Below are 21,405 nucleotides of genomic sequence, written 5' to 3'. Positions count from 1 at the left end.
TCTTAAAATGCGTACAACGGCTGCGTGTAGTTTACCTTTTTTATCGGGTTTAATATTATTTCTATCAATAATTGCATTCCTCGTTAACTATTATATTTATCAATTTACAGGAAACAATTTTTTTCCCGAAGATATGCTACTGCTCGTAAGCATCATACTGCTCATCAATTTGGGTTTGATTTTGCTGTTCGGAAAAAAAAGTAGAGCAAGCAATGCTGGCATTGAGTTGTTTTATTTCTTTCTTGTCATGTCGGTAATAGCTTTAGCAACTAACGCGGTTCAATTAACACCCTTTCCAACTATCGATAGAAAAATCCTTTCTATAGAAGAATTTTTTGGAATTCATATGTCTTATATTATGAAATGGACCAATGGTCATACTAATCTTAAGACTTTACTCAGTATAATTTATGACTCGCTACCTTATCAAATGAGCATCCTACCCCTGATAATTATAGCTGCCGGGCGATTTCACCTCATTAGAGAGTATTATTTTCTTTTACTCTTTACCACATTGCTCGGTTTTAGTTTTTATTATTTTTTTCCTACAACAGCTCCCGCCAGTATTGTTACTAGCCCTTTTTTTTCTCCTGCTCAAATTGCCACTGGGCTTAAATTTAATCAAATTCATAACCATATGATTCCTACAACTAATGAAGGGGGTCTAATTGCTCTACCTTCTTTTCATACCATATGGGCATTATTAAATGTTTATCTGCTTAAAGAATGGCCTGTGGCATGTATACTTTTATTAACTATCAATTGTTTATTAATTGCATCTTGTGTTTTATTAGGCTGGCATTATGTCATCGATATAATAGCTGCAATTTTTTTAGTCGCAATCAGCTATTACTTTTTAACCTTTTATAAGGCAAAAAATCATCTGTTAATTTTCTTAACAAGCCCTGAAGGATAAGCAAGTTCGTTTTGAATTGTTTTATCGATATTCGATATTTTTATGTTCCTATCATTTGCTTTCTGTTCCATAAGTGTTCGTAGCTCCACATATTTTTGCTCAATGAGTAAAGGATGAATTTGCAGGTAGATGTCATTTTTCCACTTGCCTATTTTGACTGGTTCGTTAATTACTCTGACAGGAGTTCCAACTGCTACGATACTAAATAAATACTCTATGTCATCAGGAAACATGCGGATGCATCCAGCACTAACCCTGGCACCGACACCATCTACTCTGTTTGTCCCATGTATTAGAAAAGTTGGCCATCCTAAACGTAAAACATGCTTACCTAAAGGATTATTGGGTCCCGGAGGAAAATAGCCGGGAATGGACGCACCTATCTCCTCTGCTGCAGCCAAAACCTTTGCAGTAGGTCGCCATACAGGATTGGCTACCTTTGCCGTGATCCGGGTGAGACCCAAAGGAGTATTCCAACCTTCTTTTCCTATGCCAACTGGAAATGTGATAACGACATTCTCATCAGCAGGAAAATAATACAACCTATATTCAGCCAAATTGATGATGATTCCACGTCGAGGGACACTGGGAAGTATAAATTGTGAAGGAATGATCAGCGATGAGCTGGCCGAAACTGGGCGCATGGCATCAACTTGAGGGTTGGCTCTTACCATCTCGTAATAGCCTATATCAAAACGTCTGCCTATCTCATCAATAGTTTCACCCATTTCAGATTGGGTGTATTGAAGTTCACCCACCACATCACCTGATTCAGGTAAAACCAGTATGGTGGCATTTGAATAGTGAGATACAAACAGCAATAAAGACAGAATCAATACACATGATTTTGGATTACATAGCATCATAAAATTCTCAAAGCAATGTCTGATGACAATTTATCTTTAGAGGCCGTATTTGCCAAGACTTATTCTTGAAATTGAAAAGAGCAATTTTAAAACAAACTCAGGCAAAGCCAAAAGCTTTGCCCTGAATTAAAGGGTAACGGCTTAGTAGAAAATTAAAACTACAAGCTTGTATCAACTTTAAAACGTTCTCCGTATTTAGATTCAAACGTTTTGAACAAGTTTTCTAATTTATCTTTACCAAAGTCGTTAGCATAATTCATTGGCCCCCCACGAAACGGGGCGAAACCTGTCGCAAAGATCATGCCGGCATCGAGTAAGTCAGCATCAGCAACCACTCCCTCACGTAAACAAGCAGCAGATTCATTGACCATGCGTAATATTAGTCGGTCTGCAATAGTTTTATCAATAGATGAGTCAGGACGTTTTTTAACTGGTTTTCCATCTTTATATTTATAGAAACCTTCGCCTGTTTTGCGACCCAATTTACCAGCTTGTACCATGTCACGTAATTTCTGCGGAACACTGCCACCAAAATGGCTGGTTAAATTTTCAGCTACAGCCAGACATACGTCCATTCCAACCGTATCAGCCAATTCAACAGGTCCCATAAACATGCCAAACTGTAAAGCTGCCTCATCAATAGTTTCTCCGCTGTATCCTTCTTCTAATAATTGAACACATTCCATTAGATAAGGCATCAGCACTCTATTAACTAAAAATCCTGGACTGGATTTAACGGGTAATGGCAATTTACCAATTTGGTTAACGAAAGAACACGAGTTTTGTTGTACTTTTTTAGCCGTTGAGGAACTGCTTACTACTTCAACTAAATCCATCTTCGCTACGGGGTTGAAAAAATGAATTCCAACAAGTCGATCAGGATTAGTCATGACGCTACTAATTTCATCTAAGGGAATGCTGGAAGTATTGGTTGCAATAATAGCGCTTTTTTTAGCGTTTTTTTCTACAGTTCGCATGATTTCTTGTTTCACAGCAAGATTCTCAAATACTGCTTCGATAATGACATCCGCACGTGCAATACCATGCCCCTCTGGATCGGGAATCAGCTTATCCATTGCAGCTTGTATCAGACGTGGCTTGCGTAATTTTTTCTTATACAGAGAATAGGCTCGCCCAATCGCTGGGGCAATCTGAGCGTATGATTTATCTTGCAAAGTAACATGGATACCGCGTAAAGCACACCATGCAGCAATATCTCCCCCCATTACACCTGCACCAATAACATGCACGTGATGAGCTTTGAACTGACTGTCTTTCGCAAACCCTTTAAGTCGTTCACGTAAAAAAAACGCGCGAATCAAGTTTCTTGAGGTATCACCGTTGGAAACTAATTGCTCTACTGAGTCTGCTTCTTTTAAATAAGCCCTGTCGCCTTCTCCTCCCTCTTTTTCCCATAAATCAATTACGGAAAAAGGAGCAGGATAGTGTTCTTTTCGAACTCGCTTGGCAACATTGTACCTCAAGAGATAGGCAATGGGTTTTCTAAGCCATACGCTATTACTTAAACTCTCAACTAAAGAAGGCTCATGTTTAGGTGGTTTATTCTTAATAAAATAAACAGCAGCTCTTTTTAACTGTCGAACAGGCACGACATCATCAATCATACCTAATGCTTTTGCTCTTCCAGATGAAATTGCACTACCAGTCAGAATAACCTCTGACAATGCTTTAAAACCACCAATTAATTTTGGTAAACGTACTGTTCCGCCCCAACCTGGGTGAATACCGAGCATTACTTCCGGCAGTCCTATTCGTGTATCTTTTTCATCACTGGCAATTCTATAACTACAGGCTAATGCTAATTCAAATCCCCCACCCATACAAAAACCATCTATCATTGCCACGCTGGGAATAGATAAAGCTTGTAATCGTGAAAAAACGGCCTGACCTTTCTGTAAAAAATCTACAGCTTGAGCTGGACTTTCAAATTTTGAAAAGGCATTAACATCTGCTCCAGCAATGAATCCTTTTTCTTTCATAGAGTGGATCACTAATCCTATCGCTTTTTTATCTAATGAAATCTCATGAAGAATACTATTAAATTCATCCAATACTTCTTCATTAATTGTGTTTACTGCGGCATCTCTTCTATTTATTCCCAGCCATAGAATCCCTTCATCATCGCGATGCATTTCCCAATTTTTATAATTATTCATGTCCTTTCACCTCGGTCACACGTTCAAGATACATAGCCCCACCCTGTCCTCCACCAATACAAATGGAAGCAATACCTCGTGACTCGTTTCTTTGCTCCAATGAACTTAATACGTGCAATACAATACGAGCACCACTGGCACCTATAGGATGTCCTGCAGCTATGGCTCCACCATCTCGATTTAATTTATCTAATGATGGAGCTCCCATTGCTTCTTTTAAACCTAGCTGTGTCTTACAGTATTCCTCATCATTCCAGGCAGCTACACATCCTAACACCTGGGCTGCAAAAGCTTCATTTATTTCCCAGCAGTCTATGTCATCTGGTTTTAATTTATGCCTTTGTAATATGGGTGTTGCTGCGTGAACAGGTCCAAGACCCATTTGTGATGGGTCAAGAGCTGCCCATTGAGAATCGACGATGCGCCCTATAACAGGTAATCCATGTTTTTTAACCGCTTCCCCACTGGCAAGGAGTAATAAACAGGCACCATCAGTAACTTGAGAGCTGTTTCCAGCAGTAACCATGCCATATTTTTTATCAAAAAATGGTTTTAATTTTGCTAATTTCTCTACCGTTGAGTCAGAGCGAATTCCATTGTCCTTATTATAGACATGCCCTTTATTATCAATAATAGGGGCAACTTCTGTCATTCTGTCTTCAGAATATGCTTTGTCTAGTTTCAAATGGCTTTGCACAGCAAACTCATCCATTTGTTCGCGGGTAATATTAAATCTGTAAGCAATTTTTTCAGCTGTTTGTCCCATATTTAAACCCACTATAGGATCAGTGAGTCCTCTTAGCAAAGCAATTACCGGGGCCAGATACGAAGGCCTAAATTGAGTCGCCAGGCCAATTTTTTGACCCACACTTTTTGCAGCAAACCAACTCGCAAGCCAGGCAGTCATTTTTTGGTTGAATAATAAAGGAGCATGACTCATTGCCTCGGTGCCACCGGCAAGAACCAGATTACTTCGACCACTGGCTATTTGCATTGCTGCATTATCAAGTGCCTGCATTCCGGAAGCACAATTTCTCATCACAGTGAAAGCGGGCACTTTATCACCGCAACCCAAGCGTAATGCAATAACACGGGCAATATTCGCCTCATCTGGACCCGGCATTGCACTGCCGATGATAACCTCGTCCAGTTCAGTAGGAGCAAACGGTTGTCGATTCAACAAAGTCATTCCTGCGGCAACTGCCAAATCAGATCCGGTAAATGGACCAATTCCTTTAGCTTTAAGAAAAGGGGTACGGCTTCCATCCACTATATAAACGTCTCGCCCACTTAAATTCGACTGCAGTTTCATTAGTCCTCCTTCTGCCGATTTCATTACAGGTATTTACCCATTATTTTAAAGGCAAAGATTAGCAGTAATATTCACAATTTGGAAATGTAAACTATTGTTTTTAGTAAAACTAATGAATTTAGTTGTACATTAAGTATACCCTGTAAAAATAAGATCTTCTCCTATCAGGAATTGAACAGAAAATCAGATCGATCTACAGATGCATCTTGTGCCATGATGGATGCTCCAGGTACTGCTTTTTAGTTAAATACAAAGAGCGTTAATTTTGTGAGGATCGCTCAGGGACAAATCCAAGTGTCTAGTGAGATTAGTTAGCTGACTCAATCACCCCCATTGCCATAATGGTATATCAGCACAACCTTTTTTAGCCCAATATTTTTCCAATTTTCTATGAATAATTCAGAGGCATTTCAATAGAATCTATTTCAGGGAGATAAATACAAAAATTAAGGATATGCCTTTGAATTATGATTCCATATTATTCATATAAAATATAATTAAACCATTTTTAGTATTTTTTTCAATTTAAATTTCAAGTATTATTGACGACATGCAAATACCTGATATACTCCGCAACCATTGATTGGAGAGATGGCCGAGTGGTCGAAGGCGCTCCCCTGCTAAGGGAGTATGGGAGAAATCCCATCGAGGGTTCGAATCCCTCTCTCTCCGCCAATCAACGCGCCCGTAGCTCAGTTGGATAGAGTATTTGGCTACGAACCAAAGGGTCGGAGGTTCGAATCCTTCCGGGCGCGCCATTTTTCGGCTCTTTCCCATTTAAGGGGGCAGCTTTAATCATCCGCAGAACACCTTAACACGCACTCTATAATTTTCAAAATTCCTAGATCCATAAGCTCGGCTCTTCCCCAAATCCTGGGGCTGTTCATTCATCGACAAAGCAGTCTAACTCTTAATCTATAAGCCCGTCTTTGAATTAGCTTCATCTTTCGGCTCTTTCCCATTTAAGGGGGCAGCTTTAATCATCCGCAGAGCACCTTAACACGCACTCTATAATTTTCAAAATTCCTAAACCCATACGCCCTTCGTTGTATTAGTTTCATCTTTCGATGGAAGCCTTCAGTTATTCCATTTGATTTAGTAAATCGCCACATTCTAGCCACTTCATCTTTCCAAGTAGTCAACGTTTTACCTAGAGCAGCCAAAGCTTTAAAAGGACTTTGTTTTAAATCATTAAGCATCTCCAGAAAGATAGGTATCACTTCACGACACTTGTTTTGATTTAAAGCCTTGTTCATTAAAAGTTGATGAAGTTGCTGTTGAAATTGATAAATAGCGTCTATGGCTGGATTTTGGGCCAAGAAGGCGTCCCGTTTTTTTTGTTTATCAGGAGTGAGGCGGTCTGCTCTTGTTCTTAATAGTGCGAGGATGCCCCGATTATTTTTGACCTGATGAGAGAGTTCTCGATAGGTCATCATGCACTGATGCTGCATTAGACGTATGACATGAAACCTATCGGCCACTATAAGCGCATTAGGAAAATACTTTTTTACCAGTGACCGATAAGTACTGCTTAAATCCATACAAATGACCTTAACTTTTTCTTTGCCGGGCAATTGATTTAAGTAGGCTGATAAGTCCTGTTCACTACGTCCAAGAACGACATCAAAGATTTTATGTTTCCTTAGGTCACATAAAGTAGTAGCAAACCCCTCTTTTTTACTAAAGAAATGTTCATCGATACCTAATACTTGCGGACAAGGTCTATTGAGTAATTCTTGATGTTCGAGACGATAACGACGTTGGTACCAACGTTCTATGGTCGCTTTCCCTTTCTTATAATAGTTCGCCAAGTCTTTCTGAGATACGCCCTTAGTATGGCTATGAAATACTTCTCCTTGTAACCGCTCAGTTGACCTTTGGTGTTTGGCTATTCCGGGAAATTGCTGGTTTCCGTAGCGTTTACAAACATTACAATACAGCTTATAAGCTTTAAATCGCAATAAAGTTCTTCTATGACCGATTAACTCATGATGTACTTCTCTTATCTTGCTGGATTTCTTCCTTACCTCTTTGCTTTTACAATGGGAACAGCGGGCTTTTCGTTGATACACCACATCTAGTATTAATGGGTGATAACCACTCACTTTTACTATGGCAAACCCAGGTAAATTTAGGATAAGATTATATCCAGGCACTTTAATCTCCTTTTTGACCGTCAAATCAATAGGTTAGTTTAGACTAATACGATTAAAGTGCCCCCTTAATTGGTGTAGAGCCCATCTTACGATGAAAGCCTGGTCACCTGTTGGTATACATATGCAGGATAAAAGAAATAAAAAGGTAAAACTTTAACTGTCATATATCCAAACGATGGCAAAGCGAAAACTAATGCAACCATTTTTAATACAGGGTGCCCACCGGTACAAAGAACCAAAGCCCAGGGAACAATTAGGGACATTAAAATTAACAACCGTAACCCCCAAATCTTAACGACCAATTTTTTGTTTGCAAGTGTAAACTGGACTGACTCCATACCCTTTTTCCAAGGTGATTTGTTATCGTTAACAAGTAAAACGGGGGTGAATAGTGTTAGCCAATGACCTAATAAAACCAGCATGTTAAATGGCTTAAAAAAAGAACCTATTAAACCCAATATTAACAATGCAACTAAAACCGCTCCTAAAGCTTTGCCCATAGCTTGAGATTTATATAAATTAAGAAAACCAGTGTTCTCATTAACAGAATCACCATCCAAATTAGCCTTAATAAGCTGGTACAGGCCATCAAGAAATGGAAAAAAAGCAAGGAAAACTAGCCCTGCAACTATCAAAAGATAAGGGTAGTTCAGATATGGATGATTAAAATTAATCCAACCTAGCTCATTCAATTCAAAAGGAATAATTATTCCAAATAGAATTAAGACAGCAAGCGGGGATAAAAAAAGAAAACTTAAGGGCCACCAGAGAGCCGTACGGCACTGCGTATAGGATCTCCATGCCTCAGCAAACCAAGGGAAAAATTTTACCAGATTCATAATCAGCATACATTTTAAATTAAATGTATGATATTAACACGGAACTGCAAGCAAAAGTAGAATATAAAATATTTGTTGGTGTAAATTTATCATAAGGGAAATAGTTTCTAATCACCCGTTAAAATAAGACCCGTTAAGCGGCTGGTGCGGCATCATGATCTGACTGTATTTCCTCCAATTCAGGCAGAAGATCCTTCCTGAATGAGTCCAGGTTTTTCGCTGATGTCGAAGCAAAAAGGCCCGGTTTATAGGTTTTTTCATTATCAACAAAAGTTATATAAATAGGTTCTATTATATTTTCATCAATCCATTCCATAAATTGATTTAAGAGAGAACCAGCAGATAATTTTGGTAAATGCAGATCAAAAGCCTTTGTAAGATCTTGTGCCAGGTTAAGTGTTCCCTTACTGTTTTCTTTGCTTATTTTTTCTAAAGCAGTTTGAGTAATCTCAATATTTGTTACGTTCGAATCAGCCTTGGTCACAGTGATAAATTTAGCTAATTTGTCTAAGCTTTCGTAATGACTTGAAAATGCATTCTGTAACTCGAGCATTACATTGAGCTTTGGATCATTTTCCGAAGACGAGCTTTGAATGTCCTTAATTTCTTCAGCAGTTTTTTGTATAATTTTTCCGATTACTGCTTTTTTCTTCATAATGAGTAGTTGTTGTCTATTAAGTTGAGTTTTTAAAATATTAACTTCATGTAACTGTCTTTGCTCTTCAAGAAATTTATTAATAGTGCTTCCATGTATTTCCAGAGTAGTTAACTGTTCCTTCAGGGCAGCAAAGGTTTTTGAATCTGGCGATGGATTTGTTTCAAAATCCCGAGTTAAATTTTCATGGATATTATTATACTCTTTAACCGCTTCAGTAATTAATGGCTCACGAATATAACGCTTTTCTTGGTGAGTTAGAGAGTTATCAATTATTGGCATTGATGAAAGTTTTTGAAATCTACTTTTTAAATCTTGAATATCCAGTTTGATTTTTAATTGTTCTGCTTGGTAATTTGCAATAAATTGTTCAATATTAGTTTTTCCCTCCTTAAGATTTTCAAATTCCTTTTTATAATCAATGGCATCAGCATAGCTGACTTGTCTGTCTCCTTTTTCCAATGCCTCACTAATTCTTGCATGTGCCAGCAGATACTCTCCAAATGCTTTGCTTAGTGAATCAGAACGTGGATAAGAAGTTCCATTGAAAGTAAACGTGCTGTCTTTAAGAGTTAGTTCGGGGTAATTTTGTTTAAATTGAGTGCCAAACTGTTCCAGCTCTTTACGTGTACTTTTTAAATTACGAACAAGTACAGAGCTTTCTGGCGAATTTGATTCAAATCCATATTGTAATAAATCGTTTAAAGCGGCTTGATATTTTGGGGTAGACATTCCATTTTGAAAGTCAAATTGGAGTGCATTGGTAACACGAGCGTAACTGCGAGCAGAATCCCTTGGGTTATTCGTAAGCATGTCATAAAGTTCAGCTCTTTTAGAACAATACTCCAAATCATCACTTATGATTGTTTTTAACGCCTCTTGATTAGTGGTAATCGATCTTTGTATTTGATCAACAAGTTGTCTTTTATCATTTAATTGTTCAGTTAACTGCTCTCGTTCTTGTCTTATCGCCACGCGCCCTGATGCATCATCTGATATGGGTCCGCATGTCTGGAACAAAATTAAGGAAAAATAAGAGCTATTCATCCATCATTTATAGTTAAAAATTCACTCAAATTAACCTATTTAAACCTACTCAATACCGTATGAATAGTGATTGCTACTACGAATTGTCTTAGGTCATTTTACCACAACTCTATCAGAATGACTTATCCACAAGTCCACAGGTCAGGAGAGCTTCACTTTCTCGTATAGGCCTGTGGGCCTTGTGGGTAAGTCATGACGCTCTCATTTAGGGTTTATGGTCTTTTCCGGCCATAATACACCTCTGCGGGCGTTAAATAATTAAAGGACTGGTGAAGCCTTCGGTTATTATAATACTCAAAATACTCCGTTAAGGCCAGCTCAACCTCTTCAATTGTATCAAAATCATACCGGTAGATTTTTTCTTGCTTAACACTACGCCACAATCGCTCGATAAATATATTATCTAAATAACGTCCTCGCCCATCCATGCTGATAGAAATGTGGTGAGATTTTAGCGTATTTATCCAATCTTTTGAGGTAAATTGAGAACCCTGATCCGTGTTAAAGATCTCACAACGCGAATGCAGCAAAGCGTTTCTAAGCGCCTCAATACAAAATTCAGCCTCCATAGTAGGTGAAATAGCCCATCCAATCACATAACGACTATACCAGTCCATAATAGCTACTAAATACACATGCTTTCCTTTCATGCGGATGTAGGTGATATCTGCGGCCCAAACCTGATTTGGTTTGGTGATATCCACCTCTTTTAATAAATAAGGGAACACCTCATGCTCCTTATTGGGAACGCTTGTATTTGGCTTTGGGTAAACAGTCGATAACCCCATCATTTCCATCAACTTTTTTACTCGACGTTTACCAACAGGATAGCCTACTTCTTTTGACAGCCATCTTGCCCGCTTAATTTTACCTTCACATGGATACTGCAGATAGTGCTCATCAAGTAGCGCCATAAGCGCTTCATCTTCGACAGAAATGGGCTTGGCACTATAATAATAACTTGAAACAGGCAAGTCTAATAGCAAGCATTGTTCACGAATGGTGAGCTCGGCAAGAGGATCAATCATGACGCGCTTTTCATCCAGACTAAAGTTCATGCTTTTTTTTTAGCCAAGATAGCTGCGCTTGAAGTCGACCAATTTCTTGATATAATGCCTCAACAAGCTGCTCTTGGGACTTGGCTTCTTTTTCATTAGCCCCAGAGAATAAATCGTTAATGGCTTTGATGGCCGATTGCTTCCAAGTTTTTACCTGCGTTGCGTGAACACCGTATTCACTGGTAATTTGCGCTTGTGTGAGTTTCCCCTCAATCGCAGCTAGCGTTATTTTTGCCTTCTTGGCCGCCGTATAATAAGCTCGCTTTTTAGACATTTTATTCTCCTCTTTGTATTAAGAAGAATAGCTCTTAAAAAACCTTTTTTTGTGTCCAGAAAACCGCGCCTATATTAATCATTCCAGTACATGCTGGAAAGAGGAATTTGCGGTTGAAAGTTTTCAGCAGAAAAGCTCAGCTTAGAGCGAGAACCGTCAGCAATTATTAATGATTTTAATTCCTTACTCAAATCACTGTAACGGCTATGCCCCTGAGTTGCAGCCATATAAACAATGCCATATAAAGAGGACAGATTATTATACACCTTCTCAATTTCTATTGTTTGTTCAGCAATTACCCTATCCAATTTTGCTATAGCCAATCTGTCTTCGATTAATTTACAACGCTGCTCAATATCAAATTTCTTTTCAGCTAACTCATGAAGCTGATTAGCCATCTCGGCAAATAAATCACTGGAAATGACTCCTCCTTTTGATTTTTCATGAATCTCTACGGTTTTATGGGTAATAGCATCAGTTTCCGCAAGTAATTTATCTAACTGTTCAACATCAGGCTTAATTGCTTCTTGAAGTTCCGTATCATCATATTTGTCTAACTCGAATCGAATGGCAGTAACATGCTGCTTTAGATTTACATAGATCTCTGCCACGGTGTTTTTATTTTGTAAAAAAACATTACCTTTGTCAGCTTTTGAGACAGGGTATAACTCATTTTCAAGAGCTGAGAGATTTGCATGCTCTGGCTTGAATTGTCCAATTGCATTACCCAAGAGCGAATTACGCTCCGTTAATAATTCAACTCGTTTTTTTATTGCGCTTTCCCTGCTATCGGAATTAAGTTTAGCGATGCGATAATCTATGGCCTTTAGCTGCTCATTTAAAAGAACGGTAATGGATGAGATATGTTCCCAGATTAGTGCGGCCTGCTTATTAACTCCAGTTGACCGGTATGTTTTTTCATGTAATTTTGCCAGAACTGTTTTTGATAAAACCTCAGACTCATTTTTTAATAATTTTTCTTTTTGCAGTAATCTATATACCTCAGTATCCTCAAAATCGACAATTTCTGCGATTCTGGGCTTTCGTTTATTCTTTGGCATAAGCCCCCCTAAAAATTACTTTTACTGCCTATTTACTATTATAGAGGATATTAATTAAGCTTTTATTACGTAAATGGTAACGCACTGAAAAGGTTGTAACTCTCTAATCGACTCTTTGTGGGAGCTATAGGTCGATGTATAAATTACGGGTTTGATGAAAGCAACTCATGTTCACCATATGCTCTCAAAACACCATCGCTATTTGTAAGTTAAGCACCTGCTCCTGGGGATGATGTATTAAGTGATTTACGGTTTTGTTCTGTTAATGTACCAATATTTGCTTCCAAACCCTGCAAATTTTCATTTAATTGATTGAGTCGTTGAGTTATCGAAGCTAATTTTTCAGGAGCAGCCGCAATAAAGCGTTCATATTGTTGTTTTTGTGATTCCAGTTTTTTTGTTTTTTCAACTTCCCTACTCTCACTTAATTCGTTTTTAATAAGATCTATTTGTTTTTTTGCAGCGGTAACTTTTTGGTGATATTGACCTATTAGTTCCAGAGCATTCAGATAAGACTCTTTTGCTGTCACTAAATGAGCTTTTTTTTCAGTTAGTTGCTGATTATAGTTACGTAGACTTTCTTGCCTAATATAGCCACTCATAGGTGAATTAAATAAAGTTGGAGCAGTCATAATATTTTCCTTTTACCAGAGCATAATTGTTACCCAAACGTCGTGATCACTTTAGTACGCGTTGCACTTCATCTAGCGTCTCATCAGCTGCCTTGTCTTCTAATTCAACTTGCGATGCTACTCGCTTGGCTTTGTTCGATGTTTCTGAATCGAAACTCGGTGCTCTAACCACAACACTCTCTCCATTTTTTACAGCAAGTTCACTGATTTTAAGCTGTTTATCTAGTTGTTCCAGTAATCCGTTTGCCTCCATTACCAATGGCATTAATTCACTTTGTTGTTCAACTTGAGCTACGCTGGTTAATTCAACATCAGAGTTCTCCAAAAGTGCTTTAGTTGATGGAGTAGTTTCATTTTCAAATTTAGCGGTTAAAAAAGTAGCAACTTTGCTGTCTGCAGCAATATACAATTGCTCAATTTTATCTTTTAATTGAGCATCAATACCAGTTTTCTTCTCTTCATATGCCTTGTTTTGTTCTGTAAATCCTTGCATATCACCAGAGAACTCAATTTCATCATTTACTATTTTAGCACCAGCCCCAATAGTAATAGCCGCCGCTGTAGCTGTTCCAGCCAAAGCAACAGCAGTGGCTGTACCAGCAGCGAGTGCAATACCCAAAGGAGCGAGTACCCCGCTTAAAATCAAAACCAAACTAATGACCGCAACTAAACCAACCCCTACTGCTAATAAAGAGTTACGATTCCTTTGAAACCAATTTTGATTTGCACTTGCGGGAGTAGAGGGCAGAGTAAGAGCCGTTTTTTCTTGGTCGGCAACGGCTCTAAGTTGTACTAGTTGCTTGCTTGACTCGGAATTAAAGAAACCTTTAACTAACTCTGTAACGATGCCCTTAAACTCCTGTCTTCCATGGAGTGCCAGTACATGTTGTGTAGACTGTTCACTTAACTGATCGGCTTTATCCAGTATATATTTTTTTAGCAATGGCGGGTCTGGATCATTGATCTTCTCAGCAAATAATATAGGCGCGGTTTTCTGGACACAAAAAAAGGTTTTTTAAGAGCTATTCTTCTTAATACAAAGAGGAGAATAAAATGTCTAAAAAGCGAGCTTATTATACGGCGGCCAAGAAGGCAAAAATAACGCTAGCTGCGATTGAGGGGAAACTCACACAAGCGCAAATTACCAGTGAATACGGTGTTCACGCAACGCAGGTAAAAACTTGGAAGCAATCGGCCATCAAAGCCATTAACGATTTATTCTCTGGGGCTAATGAAAAAGAAGCCAAGTCCCAAGAGCAGCTTGTTGAGGCATTATATCAAGAAATTGGTCGACTTCAAGCGCAGCTATCTTGGCTAAAAAAAAAGCATGAACTTTAGTCTGGATGAAAAGCGCGTCATGATTGATCCTCTTGCCGAGCTCACCATTCGTGAACAATGCTTGCTATTAGACTTGCCTGTTTCAAGTTATTATTATAGTGCCAAGCCCATTTCTGTCGAAGATGAAGCGCTTATGGCGCTACTTGATGAGCACTATCTGCAGTATCCATGTGAAGGTAAAATTAAGCGGGCAAGATGGCTGTCAAAAGAAGTAGGCTATCCTGTTGGTAAACGTCGAGTAAAAAAGTTGATGGAAATGATGGGGTTATCGACTGTTTACCCAAAGCCAAATACAAGCGTTCCCAATAAGGAGCATGAGGTGTTCCCTTATTTATTAAAAGAGGTGGATATCACCAAACCAAATCAGGTTTGGGCCGCAGATATCACCTACATCCGCATGAAAGGAAAGCATGTGTATTTAGTAGCTATTATGGACTGGTATAGTCGTTATGTGATTGGATGGGCTATTTCACCTACTATGGAGGCTGAATTTTGTATTGAGGCGCTTAGAAACGCTTTGCTGCATTCGCGTTGTGAGATCTTTAACACGGATCAGGGTTCTCAATTTACCTCAAAAGATTGGATAAATACGCTAAAATCTCACCACATTTCTATCAGCATGGATGGGCGAGGACGTTATTTAGATAATATATTTATCGAGCGATTGTGGCGTAGTGTTAAGCAAGAAAAAATCTACCGGTATGATTTTGATACAATTGAAGAGGTTGAGCTGGCCTTAACGGAGTATTTTGAGTATTATAATAACCGAAGGCTTCACCAGTCCTTTAATTATTTAACGCCCGCAGAGGTGTATTATGGCCGGAAAAGACCATAAACCCTAAATGAGAGCGTCATGACTTACCCACAAGGCCCACAGGCCTATACGAGAAAGTGAAGCTCTCCTGACCTGTGGACTTGTGGATAAGTCATTCTGATAGAGTTGTGGTAAAATGACCTAAGACAATTCGTAGTAGCAATCACTATTCATACGGTATTGAGTAGGTTTAAATAGGTTAATTTGAGTGAATTTTTAACTATAAATGATGGATGAATAGCTCTTATTTTTCCTTAATTTTGTTCCAGACATGCGGACCCATATCACTCCATACAAATCCTCAAGTCCTGATGCCAATCTTCTTTCAAAGATTTTTGTTTTATATTCATTAAAGTAGGAAGAATTCTCTTTATCCCCCTTAGGCTGATACTGTAATGGATTAATCATCATGAACTCCAAATTTAATTTATTAGCTTGCAGCATTAGTATAAGTATATACCTCAATTGAAACATTGTTATACAATTTAATGCTGGGTATGTTTGGCTTAAGTCATGATGATTAAGAGTTTTAAAATGGAGACTTTCAAGCAATTGGGTTATTCACTCTATTTAAAATTTAAAGAGTACAGTTAAGTAAATTGATTACTTTGGGGTTGAATACTAAAAAGGATAGGTATTCCAAAAAACGCATGTCCTTATAAAGTTTTTTCAAGATGGAATATGACAGCGAATATCATGGTTTACCAAGCTATTTTCTACGCATATGATAAGCAACAATCAATAAAATAATCACCCCTGCAACGATAACAATTACTAATATGGATGTGGGTCCACTCAAAAAACTTGTAGAACCAGGCTCAATCCTGGGCTCAACAATTAAATCAGCGTAACTGGCAATAGCATAAAAAATGCCAAGCAGGCCTAATGCAATAGGTATAAACCCCACCATATATACTCTCCAAGCACGATTGAAGTTCCATTTAATATTAATGAATAAATTAAAGCTCTTCTCAGGGTGATTAACATCACTAGATTGATCAAAGCCGCTTCCATTAGTACCACTATCAATTCTGTAATAATCCAGCTAAACCCAACTAAAATGTGAGTTGATAAGAAATAATATATAAAATGTGCTAACGGGTTGGTAAACAGATTTAATCCTACAATAAAGATAACCCAAGACAAATGCCTCTCTTTAGGTATCCTCCTCTTGATAAAAAGATAAAACGCCAATAACTCCAGTAAAACAGTCAGTGATAGCGCCATTATTGTTCTGATGATTGCTGCATCCATCATCCACTCCTATCTGAATTTTAGAACTATCACATCTATGAATAAAGCCATACACAACATTTAAGAAACTACCAATAAGCCTGTTTATCGTTTTAATGTATTTATTGATGATTCAATTCACCAAACGAATCTGATTATTTTAACTCCAATAGTTTAACTATTGATATTTTTAATTGCATTATGTAAAGATACGATACAGTATGGTCGTTTATATTTCATGCTTATTTTGGCAAATCCTACTTTATTAGGAAACATTTAGCATGCTCTGACTGTTCATGGTATTTGGAGAAAGGCATTGATCATCTAGCTATATTAGGAGAAATACTAAAAAAGACAAGCATTCTTGATTAGTAGTGGATCCTATCCATATTAATTGCTCTGCACATCATGAGATCATTCTGCGCAATATGTTATCTTTATTAATAAAATGATGCTTTAAAGCCGCAGCAGTATGTAGTGATATGGCAGCTATCAATGCATACCCTAACCACTCATGAACCCATTCAAATAAAAATAGATTATCCTCATTAGCGGCTATAACATTAGGTAAGGTAAACAGGCCAAAGAATGAAGCAGGAAGACCTGCGGATGAAGTGATTAACCAACCTGTAATTGGCATAGCAAACATGAAGATATAAAATGCCCAATGCATACTTCGTGCTGCAAGTTTCTCAAGCATTGGTAATTCTAATTCCGGCATTTGATTACTTAAACGCCATATAATCCTGAAAATTGCCAGAAATAGTACCAATAAACCGTACTCTTTGTGCCAACCATAAAGCTTTAGTTTTTGCAAATTAATGGGCAGATCCACCATATACAAGCCTTCTGCAACTAGACCAATGATAAGGATAGCAACAACCCAATGTAATAAAATAGCTACTATCCCAAAACGGGTTATACTGTTTTTAATACGCATGGTTTACCTTATTTTTTATCCTGGTATGCTTCAGCACCTATTTGTATTATCACTTCATCTCCTACATCAGGTACCAGGGTATTCATACCAAAGTCGGATCTCTTGATCTCGGTAGATGCCGTAAAACCTACAGAATTTTTATTTGAAATTGGATTAATACCAGTTTTGTTCAAGGTAACATTCAGAGTTACTGGTTTCGTGACACCATGGAGGGTGAGCATACCGTGTACTTTGGCAGAATCTTTACTTGATACATCTACCTTATCACTTACGAAAGTAGCTGTTGGGAATTTTTCCTGATTAAAAAACAACTTATCTTTTAAATGTTTATCAAACTCTGGTAAACCAGTTGCCAGATCAGCAATTTTAATTGTTGCATTAACTTTACTTTGATCCGGATGATCTTTATCAAGCACGAGTTGCCCAGTGACATAAAACTTACCCACTTGGTCAGAGAAACCCAAGTGCTTAATACTCCATAATACATAGGTATGGTTTTTGTCCAAAGTAAAGGTTTCCGGTTTAGCATAAGTGACCGTGGAAAAACCAAATACAGCAACTGATAATGCAAAAAGATACGACAGACTAAGTTTCATATTCATTCCCTGTAAGGTTTAGCAAGCTAGTTTCTTTATTTTCCTGCCTCAAGAGTTCCATCGACAATTTTTTCGCACATTCCCTTTGGCATGATAAGAAATGCGTCTTTTTGTTTGTCTTTGGTAGAGGAGCCCGCGCAAGAAGCACTGTGAGTAGCACAATCATTCATCCCCATTTTAACTACTCCATAACATTTTTCAGTCGCAGAAGTGCTGGGGGCAACTTCGGCTAGGGCTGTATTGGTAGCGGCGAGAACAAAAAAAGCAGTCATTGCAGACTGAATCAACTTATCAACATGTGACATCCTTAATCTCCTGGCTGTTAATATATTTTTTTCTTACTTATATTAGAACAAAATTACTATTTTTAAAATGCTTTTTGCGTGGCAACGAAGATCACTCCTATTCAGCTAAAATCTAATGCAATCTTACCTTAAATTTTTCACAGAATTTTATAGTTCAACTATAATCTTGTTACAAGAGTACAAGCAAGTATATCCTGGAGATTCAATGAATATTTCACGCAGGATGCTGTATAAAGCAGTCGATGCTAAAATAATCACCAAAGAGCAAGCTAATCACCTAATTTCGTTTGTGACCAATTTACCTGAGCAAAGCCCAAGTTTTAATCTAACAAATGTTCTTTATTATCTTGGTGGCCTTATTGCTATAACAGCCATGTCTTTGTTTATGACTCTAGGATGGGAGAAGTACGGTGGATGGGGAATTTTAGTACTGTCTAATATAGGCGCGGTTTTCTGGACACAAAAAAAGGTTTTTTAAGAGCTATTCTTCTTAATACAAAGAGGAGAATAAAATGTCTAAAAAGCGAGCTTATTATACGGCGGCCAAGAAGGCAAAAATAACGCTAGCTGCGATTGAGGGGAAACTCACACAAGCGCAAATTACCAGTGAATACGGTGTTCACGCAACGCAGGTAAAAACTTGGAAGCAATCGGCCATCAAAGCCATTAACGATTTATTCTCTGGGGCTAATGAAAAAGAAGCCAAGTCCCAAGAGCAGCTTGTTGAGGCATTATATCAAGAAATTGGTCGACTTCAAGCGCAGCTATCTTGGCTAAAAAAAAAGCATGAACTTTAGTCTGGATGAAAAGCGCGTCATGATTGATCCTCTTGCCGAGCTCACCATTCGTGAACAATGCTTGCTATTAGACTTGCCTGTTTCAAGTTATTATTATAGTGCCAAGCCCATTTCTGTCGAAGATGAAGCGCTTATGGCGCTACTTGATGAGCACTATCTGCAGTATCCATGTGAAGGTAAAATTAAGCGGGCAAGATGGCTGTCAAAAGAAGTAGGCTATCCTGTTGGTAAACGTCGAGTAAAAAAGTTGATGGAAATGATGGGGTTATCGACTGTTTACCCAAAGCCAAATACAAGCGTTCCCAATAAGGAGCATGAGGTGTTCCCTTATTTATTAAAAGAGGTGGATTGATATGGGTCCGCATGTCTGGAACAAAATTAAGGAAAAATAAGAGCTATTCATCCATCATTTATAGTTAAAAATTCACTCAAATTAACCTATTTAAACCTACTCAATACCGTATGAATAGTGATTGCTACTACGAATTGTCTTAGGTCATTTTACCACAACTCTATCAGAATGACTTATCCACAAGTCCACAGGTCAGGAGAGCTTCACTTTCTCGTATAGGCCTGTGGGCCTTGTGGGTAAGTCATGACGCTCTCATTTAGGGTTTATGGTCTTTTCCGGCCATAATACACCTCTGCGGGCGTTAAATAATTAAAGGACTGGTGAAGCCTTCGGTTATTATAATACTCAAAATACTCCGTTAAGGCCAGCTCAACCTCTTCAATTGTATCAAAATCATACCGGTAGATTTTTTCTTGCTTAACACTACGCCACAATCGCTCGATAAATATATTATCTAAATAACGTCCTCGCCCATCCATGCTGATAGAAATGTGGTGAGATTTTAGCGTATTTATCCAATCTTTTGAGGTAAATTGAGAACCCTGATCCGTGTTAAAGATCTCACAACGCGAATGCAGCAAAGCGTTTCTAAGCGCCTCAATACAAAATTCAGCCTCCATAGTAGGTGAAATAGCCCATCCAATCACATAACGACTATACCAGTCCATAATAGCTACTAAATACACATGCTTTCCTTTCATGCGGATGTAGGTGATATCTGCGGCCCAAACCTGATTTGGTTTGGTGATATCCACCTCTTTTAATAAATAAGGGAACACCTCATGCTCCTTATTGGGAACGCTTGTATTTGGCTTTGGGTAAACAGTCGATAACCCCATCATTTCCATCAACTTTTTTACTCGACGTTTACCAACAGGATAGCCTACTTCTTTTGACAGCCATCTTGCCCGCTTAATTTTACCTTCACATGGATACTGCAGATAGTGCTCATCAAGTAGCGCCATAAGCGCTTCATCTTCGACAGAAATGGGCTTGGCACTATAATAATAACTTGAAACAGGCAAGTCTAATAGCAAGCATTGTTCACGAATGGTGAGCTCGGCAAGAGGATCAATCATGACGCGCTTTTCATCCAGACTAAAGTTCATGCTTTTTTTTTAGCCAAGATAGCTGCGCTTGAAGTCGACCAATTTCTTGATATAATGCCTCAACAAGCTGCTCTTGGGACTTGGCTTCTTTTTCATTAGCCCCAGAGAATAAATCGTTAATGGCTTTGATGGCCGATTGCTTCCAAGTTTTTACCTGCGTTGCGTGAACACCGTATTCACTGGTAATTTGCGCTTGTGTGAGTTTCCCCTCAATCGCAGCTAGCGTTATTTTTGCCTTCTTGGCCGCCGTATAATAAGCTCGCTTTTTAGACATTTTATTCTCCTCTTTGTATTAAGAAGAATAGCTCTTAAAAAACCTTTTTTTGTGTCCAGAAAACCGCGCCTATATTAGATATCACCAAACCAAATCAGGTTTGGGCCGCAGATATCACCTACATCCGCATGAAAGGAAAGCATGTGTATTTAGTAGCTATTATGGACTGGTATAGTCGTTATGTGATTGGATGGGCTATTTCACCTACTATGGAGGCTGAATTTTGTATTGAGGCGCTTAGAAACGCTTTGCTGCATTCGCGTTGTGAGATCTTTAACACGGATCAGGGTTCTCAATTTACCTCAAAAGATTGGATAAATACGCTAAAATCTCACCACATTTCTATCAGCATGGATGGGCGAGGACGTTATTTAGATAATATATTTATCGAGCGATTGTGGCGTAGTGTTAAGCAAGAAAAAATCTACCGGTATGATTTTGATACAATTGAAGAGGTTGAGCTGGCCTTAACGGAGTATTTTGAGTATTATAATAACCGAAGGCTTCACCAGTCCTTTAATTATTTAACGCCCGCAGAGGTGTATTATGGCCGGAAAAGACCATAAACCCTAAATGAGAGCGTCATGACTTACCCACAAGGCCCACAGGCCTATACGAGAAAGTGAAGCTCTCCTGACCTGTGGACTTGTGGAT

The 21,405-nt window shown here is 38.4% G+C and carries 24 protein-coding genes, 2 tRNA genes and 2 pseudogenes; 9 read left to right on the top strand and 19 right to left on the bottom strand.

Features of this window, described 5'->3' with window-relative positions:
• The first annotated feature begins 7 nt into the window (after positions 1 to 7).
• Complete coding sequence (locus tag HRS36_RS09180) at positions 8 to 916, top strand: phosphatase PAP2 family protein (protein WP_173237066.1); 909 nt, start codon at positions 8 to 10, stop codon at positions 914 to 916.
• Here HRS36_RS09180 and HRS36_RS09175 read toward each other — a convergent pair.
• The 3 genes from HRS36_RS09175 to HRS36_RS09165 form a co-directional block, all read right to left on the bottom strand.
• Positions 880 to 1,782, bottom strand: coding sequence for a L,D-transpeptidase family protein (locus HRS36_RS09175; RefSeq protein WP_226905440.1), 903 nt, complete (start codon positions 1,780 to 1,782; stop codon positions 880 to 882). The genes HRS36_RS09180 and HRS36_RS09175 overlap by 37 nt on opposite strands.
• A 158-nt stretch (positions 1,783 to 1,940) precedes the next feature.
• Positions 1,941 to 3,959, bottom strand: coding sequence for a 3-hydroxyacyl-CoA dehydrogenase NAD-binding domain-containing protein (locus tag HRS36_RS09170; RefSeq protein ID WP_173237065.1), 2,019 nt, complete (start codon positions 3,957 to 3,959; stop codon positions 1,941 to 1,943).
• Positions 3,952 to 5,271 carry an acetyl-CoA C-acetyltransferase gene (locus tag HRS36_RS09165; RefSeq protein ID WP_173237064.1) on the bottom strand — a complete coding sequence of 440 codons (1,320 nt, stop codon included), beginning with the start codon at positions 5,269 to 5,271 and terminating at the stop codon, positions 3,952 to 3,954. The genes HRS36_RS09170 and HRS36_RS09165 overlap by 8 nt, the downstream gene beginning before the upstream one ends.
• Before the next feature lie 585 nt (positions 5,272 to 5,856).
• On the opposite strand from HRS36_RS09165, the gene HRS36_RS09160 reads away from it, so the two are divergent.
• Together HRS36_RS09160 and HRS36_RS09155 are read left to right on the top strand one after the other, a co-directional pair.
• A tRNA-Ser gene (locus HRS36_RS09160) sits at positions 5,857 to 5,946 on the top strand.
• A 6-nt stretch (positions 5,947 to 5,952) separates the two neighbouring features.
• A tRNA-Arg gene (locus HRS36_RS09155) sits at positions 5,953 to 6,029 on the top strand.
• A gap of 222 nt (positions 6,030 to 6,251) precedes the next feature.
• Here the strand turns inward: HRS36_RS09155 and HRS36_RS09150 are convergent.
• The 8 genes from HRS36_RS09150 to HRS36_RS09115 form a co-directional block, all read right to left on the bottom strand.
• The gene (locus tag HRS36_RS09150) at positions 6,252 to 7,427 is read right to left on the bottom strand and encodes an ISL3 family transposase (protein ID WP_173236258.1); all 1,176 of its coding nucleotides are present in this window, start codon (positions 7,425 to 7,427) and stop codon (positions 6,252 to 6,254) included.
• An 86-nt stretch (positions 7,428 to 7,513) separates the two neighbouring features.
• Positions 7,514 to 8,266 (bottom strand): hypothetical protein, encoded by a 753-nt coding sequence (locus tag HRS36_RS09145; protein ID WP_173237063.1) that lies wholly within the window; start codon positions 8,264 to 8,266, stop codon positions 7,514 to 7,516.
• A 133-nt stretch (positions 8,267 to 8,399) separates the two neighbouring features.
• Positions 8,400 to 9,896: a hypothetical protein gene (locus HRS36_RS09140; protein ID WP_173237062.1), complete on the bottom strand. Its 1,497-nt coding sequence runs from the start codon at positions 9,894 to 9,896 to the stop codon at positions 8,400 to 8,402.
• A 284-nt stretch (positions 9,897 to 10,180) separates the two neighbouring features.
• Entirely contained in the window at positions 10,181 to 11,026 is an 846-nt protein-coding gene (locus HRS36_RS09135) for an IS3 family transposase (protein ID WP_173235473.1), read from the bottom strand.
• Positions 11,016 to 11,300 (bottom strand): transposase, encoded by a 285-nt coding sequence (locus HRS36_RS09130; RefSeq protein WP_173235475.1) that lies wholly within the window; start codon positions 11,298 to 11,300, stop codon positions 11,016 to 11,018. The genes HRS36_RS09135 and HRS36_RS09130 overlap by 11 nt, the downstream gene beginning before the upstream one ends.
• 74 nt (positions 11,301 to 11,374) lie before the next feature.
• Complete coding sequence (locus HRS36_RS09125) at positions 11,375 to 12,361, bottom strand: hypothetical protein (protein WP_173237061.1); 987 nt, start codon at positions 12,359 to 12,361, stop codon at positions 11,375 to 11,377.
• A 209-nt stretch (positions 12,362 to 12,570) separates the two neighbouring features.
• Positions 12,571 to 12,993 carry a hypothetical protein gene (locus HRS36_RS09120; protein ID WP_173237060.1) on the bottom strand — a complete coding sequence of 141 codons (423 nt, stop codon included), beginning with the start codon at positions 12,991 to 12,993 and terminating at the stop codon, positions 12,571 to 12,573.
• Between the two features lie 46 nt (positions 12,994 to 13,039).
• Positions 13,040 to 13,936, bottom strand: coding sequence for a hypothetical protein (locus HRS36_RS09115; RefSeq protein ID WP_173237059.1), 897 nt, complete (start codon positions 13,934 to 13,936; stop codon positions 13,040 to 13,042).
• A gap of 110 nt (positions 13,937 to 14,046) precedes the next feature.
• Here HRS36_RS09115 and HRS36_RS09110 point away from each other — a divergent pair, with 110 nt between their 5' ends.
• Both HRS36_RS09110 and HRS36_RS09105 read left to right on the top strand, forming a co-directional pair.
• Positions 14,047 to 14,331 (top strand): transposase, encoded by a 285-nt coding sequence (locus HRS36_RS09110; protein WP_173235475.1) that lies wholly within the window; start codon positions 14,047 to 14,049, stop codon positions 14,329 to 14,331.
• Positions 14,321 to 15,166, top strand: coding sequence for an IS3 family transposase (locus tag HRS36_RS09105; protein WP_173235473.1), 846 nt, complete (start codon positions 14,321 to 14,323; stop codon positions 15,164 to 15,166). Before HRS36_RS09110 ends, HRS36_RS09105 begins: the two co-directional genes overlap by 11 nt.
• A 195-nt stretch (positions 15,167 to 15,361) precedes the next feature.
• On the opposite strand, the gene HRS36_RS09100 is transcribed toward HRS36_RS09105, so the two are convergent.
• The 6 genes from HRS36_RS09100 to HRS36_RS09075 form a co-directional block, all read right to left on the bottom strand.
• Positions 15,362 to 15,556, bottom strand: a complete 195-nt coding sequence (locus HRS36_RS09100; RefSeq protein ID WP_173235396.1) for a hypothetical protein — start codon at positions 15,554 to 15,556, stop codon at positions 15,362 to 15,364.
• A 298-nt stretch (positions 15,557 to 15,854) separates the two neighbouring features.
• Positions 15,855 to 16,055, bottom strand: a complete 201-nt coding sequence (locus HRS36_RS09095; protein WP_173237058.1) for a hypothetical protein — start codon at positions 16,053 to 16,055, stop codon at positions 15,855 to 15,857.
• The gene (locus tag HRS36_RS09090) at positions 16,028 to 16,402 is read right to left on the bottom strand and encodes a hypothetical protein (protein WP_173237057.1); all 375 of its coding nucleotides are present in this window, start codon (positions 16,400 to 16,402) and stop codon (positions 16,028 to 16,030) included. The genes HRS36_RS09095 and HRS36_RS09090 overlap by 28 nt, the downstream gene beginning before the upstream one ends.
• Before the next feature lie 382 nt (positions 16,403 to 16,784).
• A complete protein-coding gene (locus HRS36_RS09085) occupies positions 16,785 to 17,318 on the bottom strand; it encodes a cytochrome b (RefSeq protein WP_173237056.1) in 534 nt (177 codons plus the stop codon).
• An 8-nt stretch (positions 17,319 to 17,326) separates the two neighbouring features.
• Complete coding sequence (locus HRS36_RS09080) at positions 17,327 to 17,914, bottom strand: YceI family protein (RefSeq protein ID WP_173237055.1); 588 nt, start codon at positions 17,912 to 17,914, stop codon at positions 17,327 to 17,329.
• 35 nt (positions 17,915 to 17,949) lie between these two features.
• Positions 17,950 to 18,219, bottom strand: coding sequence for a BufA1 family periplasmic bufferin-type metallophore (locus HRS36_RS09075; RefSeq protein WP_173237054.1), 270 nt, complete (start codon positions 18,217 to 18,219; stop codon positions 17,950 to 17,952).
• Between the two features lie 205 nt (positions 18,220 to 18,424).
• On the opposite strand from HRS36_RS09075, the pseudogene HRS36_RS09070 reads away from it, so the two are divergent.
• The 3 genes and pseudogenes from HRS36_RS09070 to HRS36_RS09060 form a co-directional block, all read left to right on the top strand.
• Positions 18,425 to 18,655: pseudogene (locus HRS36_RS09070) on the top strand (DUF2157 domain-containing protein); the annotation flags it as partial.
• A gap of 76 nt (positions 18,656 to 18,731) precedes the next feature.
• Positions 18,732 to 19,016, top strand: a complete 285-nt coding sequence (locus tag HRS36_RS09065) for a transposase (protein ID WP_173235475.1) — start codon at positions 18,732 to 18,734, stop codon at positions 19,014 to 19,016.
• Complete coding sequence (locus HRS36_RS09060; protein ID WP_173236510.1) at positions 19,006 to 19,368, top strand: IS3 family transposase; 363 nt, start codon at positions 19,006 to 19,008, stop codon at positions 19,366 to 19,368. Before HRS36_RS09065 ends, HRS36_RS09060 begins: the two co-directional genes overlap by 11 nt.
• A 263-nt stretch (positions 19,369 to 19,631) precedes the next feature.
• On the opposite strand, the gene HRS36_RS09055 is transcribed toward HRS36_RS09060, so the two are convergent.
• Together HRS36_RS09055 and HRS36_RS09050 are read right to left on the bottom strand one after the other, a co-directional pair.
• Entirely contained in the window at positions 19,632 to 20,477 is an 846-nt protein-coding gene (locus HRS36_RS09055; protein WP_173235473.1) for an IS3 family transposase, read from the bottom strand.
• On the bottom strand, positions 20,467 to 20,751 hold the full coding sequence (locus HRS36_RS09050) for a transposase (RefSeq protein WP_173235475.1): 285 nt from the start codon (positions 20,749 to 20,751) through the stop codon (positions 20,467 to 20,469). The genes HRS36_RS09055 and HRS36_RS09050 overlap by 11 nt, the downstream gene beginning before the upstream one ends.
• A gap of 74 nt (positions 20,752 to 20,825) precedes the next feature.
• Here HRS36_RS09050 and HRS36_RS09045 point away from each other — a divergent pair.
• Positions 20,826 to 21,317 (top strand): annotated as a pseudogene (locus HRS36_RS09045) (IS3 family transposase); the annotation flags it as partial.
• Between the last annotated feature and the right edge of the window lie 88 nt (positions 21,318 to 21,405).

Source organism: Legionella antarctica (assembly GCF_011764505.1).
Classification (GTDB): Bacteria; Pseudomonadota; Gammaproteobacteria; order Legionellales; family Legionellaceae; genus Legionella; species Legionella antarctica.
Note: the sequence above shows the minus strand (reverse complement) of the source record. Positions and strands in the feature narration are given on the sequence as shown.

What these genes read in the sequence shown, in the direction of transcription:
- HRS36_RS09110 (WP_173235475.1), top strand. Translation starts at nt 14,047, where the DNA reads ATGTCTAAAAAGCGAGCTTATTATACGGCGGCCAAGAAGGCAAAAATA.
- HRS36_RS09130 (WP_173235475.1), bottom strand. Translation starts at nt 11,300, where the DNA reads ATGTCTAAAAAGCGAGCTTATTATACGGCGGCCAAGAAGGCAAAAATA.
- HRS36_RS09165 (WP_173237064.1), bottom strand. Translation starts at nt 5,271, where the DNA reads ATGAAACTGCAGTCGAATTTAAGTGGGCGAGACGTTTATATAGTGGAT.
- HRS36_RS09095 (WP_173237058.1), bottom strand. Translation starts at nt 16,055, where the DNA reads ATGGTGGGGTTTATACCTATTGCATTAGGCCTGCTTGGCATTTTTTAT.
- HRS36_RS09145 (WP_173237063.1), bottom strand. Translation starts at nt 8,266, where the DNA reads ATGAATCTGGTAAAATTTTTCCCTTGGTTTGCTGAGGCATGGAGATCC.
- HRS36_RS09125 (WP_173237061.1), bottom strand. Translation starts at nt 12,361, where the DNA reads ATGCCAAAGAATAAACGAAAGCCCAGAATCGCAGAAATTGTCGATTTT.
- HRS36_RS09065 (WP_173235475.1), top strand. Translation starts at nt 18,732, where the DNA reads ATGTCTAAAAAGCGAGCTTATTATACGGCGGCCAAGAAGGCAAAAATA.
- HRS36_RS09055 (WP_173235473.1), bottom strand. Translation starts at nt 20,477, where the DNA reads ATGAACTTTAGTCTGGATGAAAAGCGCGTCATGATTGATCCTCTTGCC.
- HRS36_RS09080 (WP_173237055.1), bottom strand. Translation starts at nt 17,914, where the DNA reads ATGAAACTTAGTCTGTCGTATCTTTTTGCATTATCAGTTGCTGTATTT.
- HRS36_RS09105 (WP_173235473.1), top strand. Translation starts at nt 14,321, where the DNA reads ATGAACTTTAGTCTGGATGAAAAGCGCGTCATGATTGATCCTCTTGCC.
- HRS36_RS09050 (WP_173235475.1), bottom strand. Translation starts at nt 20,751, where the DNA reads ATGTCTAAAAAGCGAGCTTATTATACGGCGGCCAAGAAGGCAAAAATA.
- HRS36_RS09170 (WP_173237065.1), bottom strand. Translation starts at nt 3,959, where the DNA reads ATGAATAATTATAAAAATTGGGAAATGCATCGCGATGATGAAGGGATT.
- HRS36_RS09090 (WP_173237057.1), bottom strand. Translation starts at nt 16,402, where the DNA reads ATGATGGATGCAGCAATCATCAGAACAATAATGGCGCTATCACTGACT.
- HRS36_RS09060 (WP_173236510.1), top strand. Translation starts at nt 19,006, where the DNA reads ATGAACTTTAGTCTGGATGAAAAGCGCGTCATGATTGATCCTCTTGCC.
- HRS36_RS09120 (WP_173237060.1), bottom strand. Translation starts at nt 12,993, where the DNA reads ATGACTGCTCCAACTTTATTTAATTCACCTATGAGTGGCTATATTAGG.
- HRS36_RS09175 (WP_226905440.1), bottom strand. Translation starts at nt 1,782, where the DNA reads ATGATGCTATGTAATCCAAAATCATGTGTATTGATTCTGTCTTTATTG.
- HRS36_RS09135 (WP_173235473.1), bottom strand. Translation starts at nt 11,026, where the DNA reads ATGAACTTTAGTCTGGATGAAAAGCGCGTCATGATTGATCCTCTTGCC.
- HRS36_RS09100 (WP_173235396.1), bottom strand. Translation starts at nt 15,556, where the DNA reads ATGATGATTAATCCATTACAGTATCAGCCTAAGGGGGATAAAGAGAAT.
- HRS36_RS09085 (WP_173237056.1), bottom strand. Translation starts at nt 17,318, where the DNA reads ATGCGTATTAAAAACAGTATAACCCGTTTTGGGATAGTAGCTATTTTA.
- HRS36_RS09180 (WP_173237066.1), top strand. Translation starts at nt 8, where the DNA reads ATGCGTACAACGGCTGCGTGTAGTTTACCTTTTTTATCGGGTTTAATA.
- HRS36_RS09075 (WP_173237054.1), bottom strand. Translation starts at nt 18,219, where the DNA reads ATGTCACATGTTGATAAGTTGATTCAGTCTGCAATGACTGCTTTTTTT.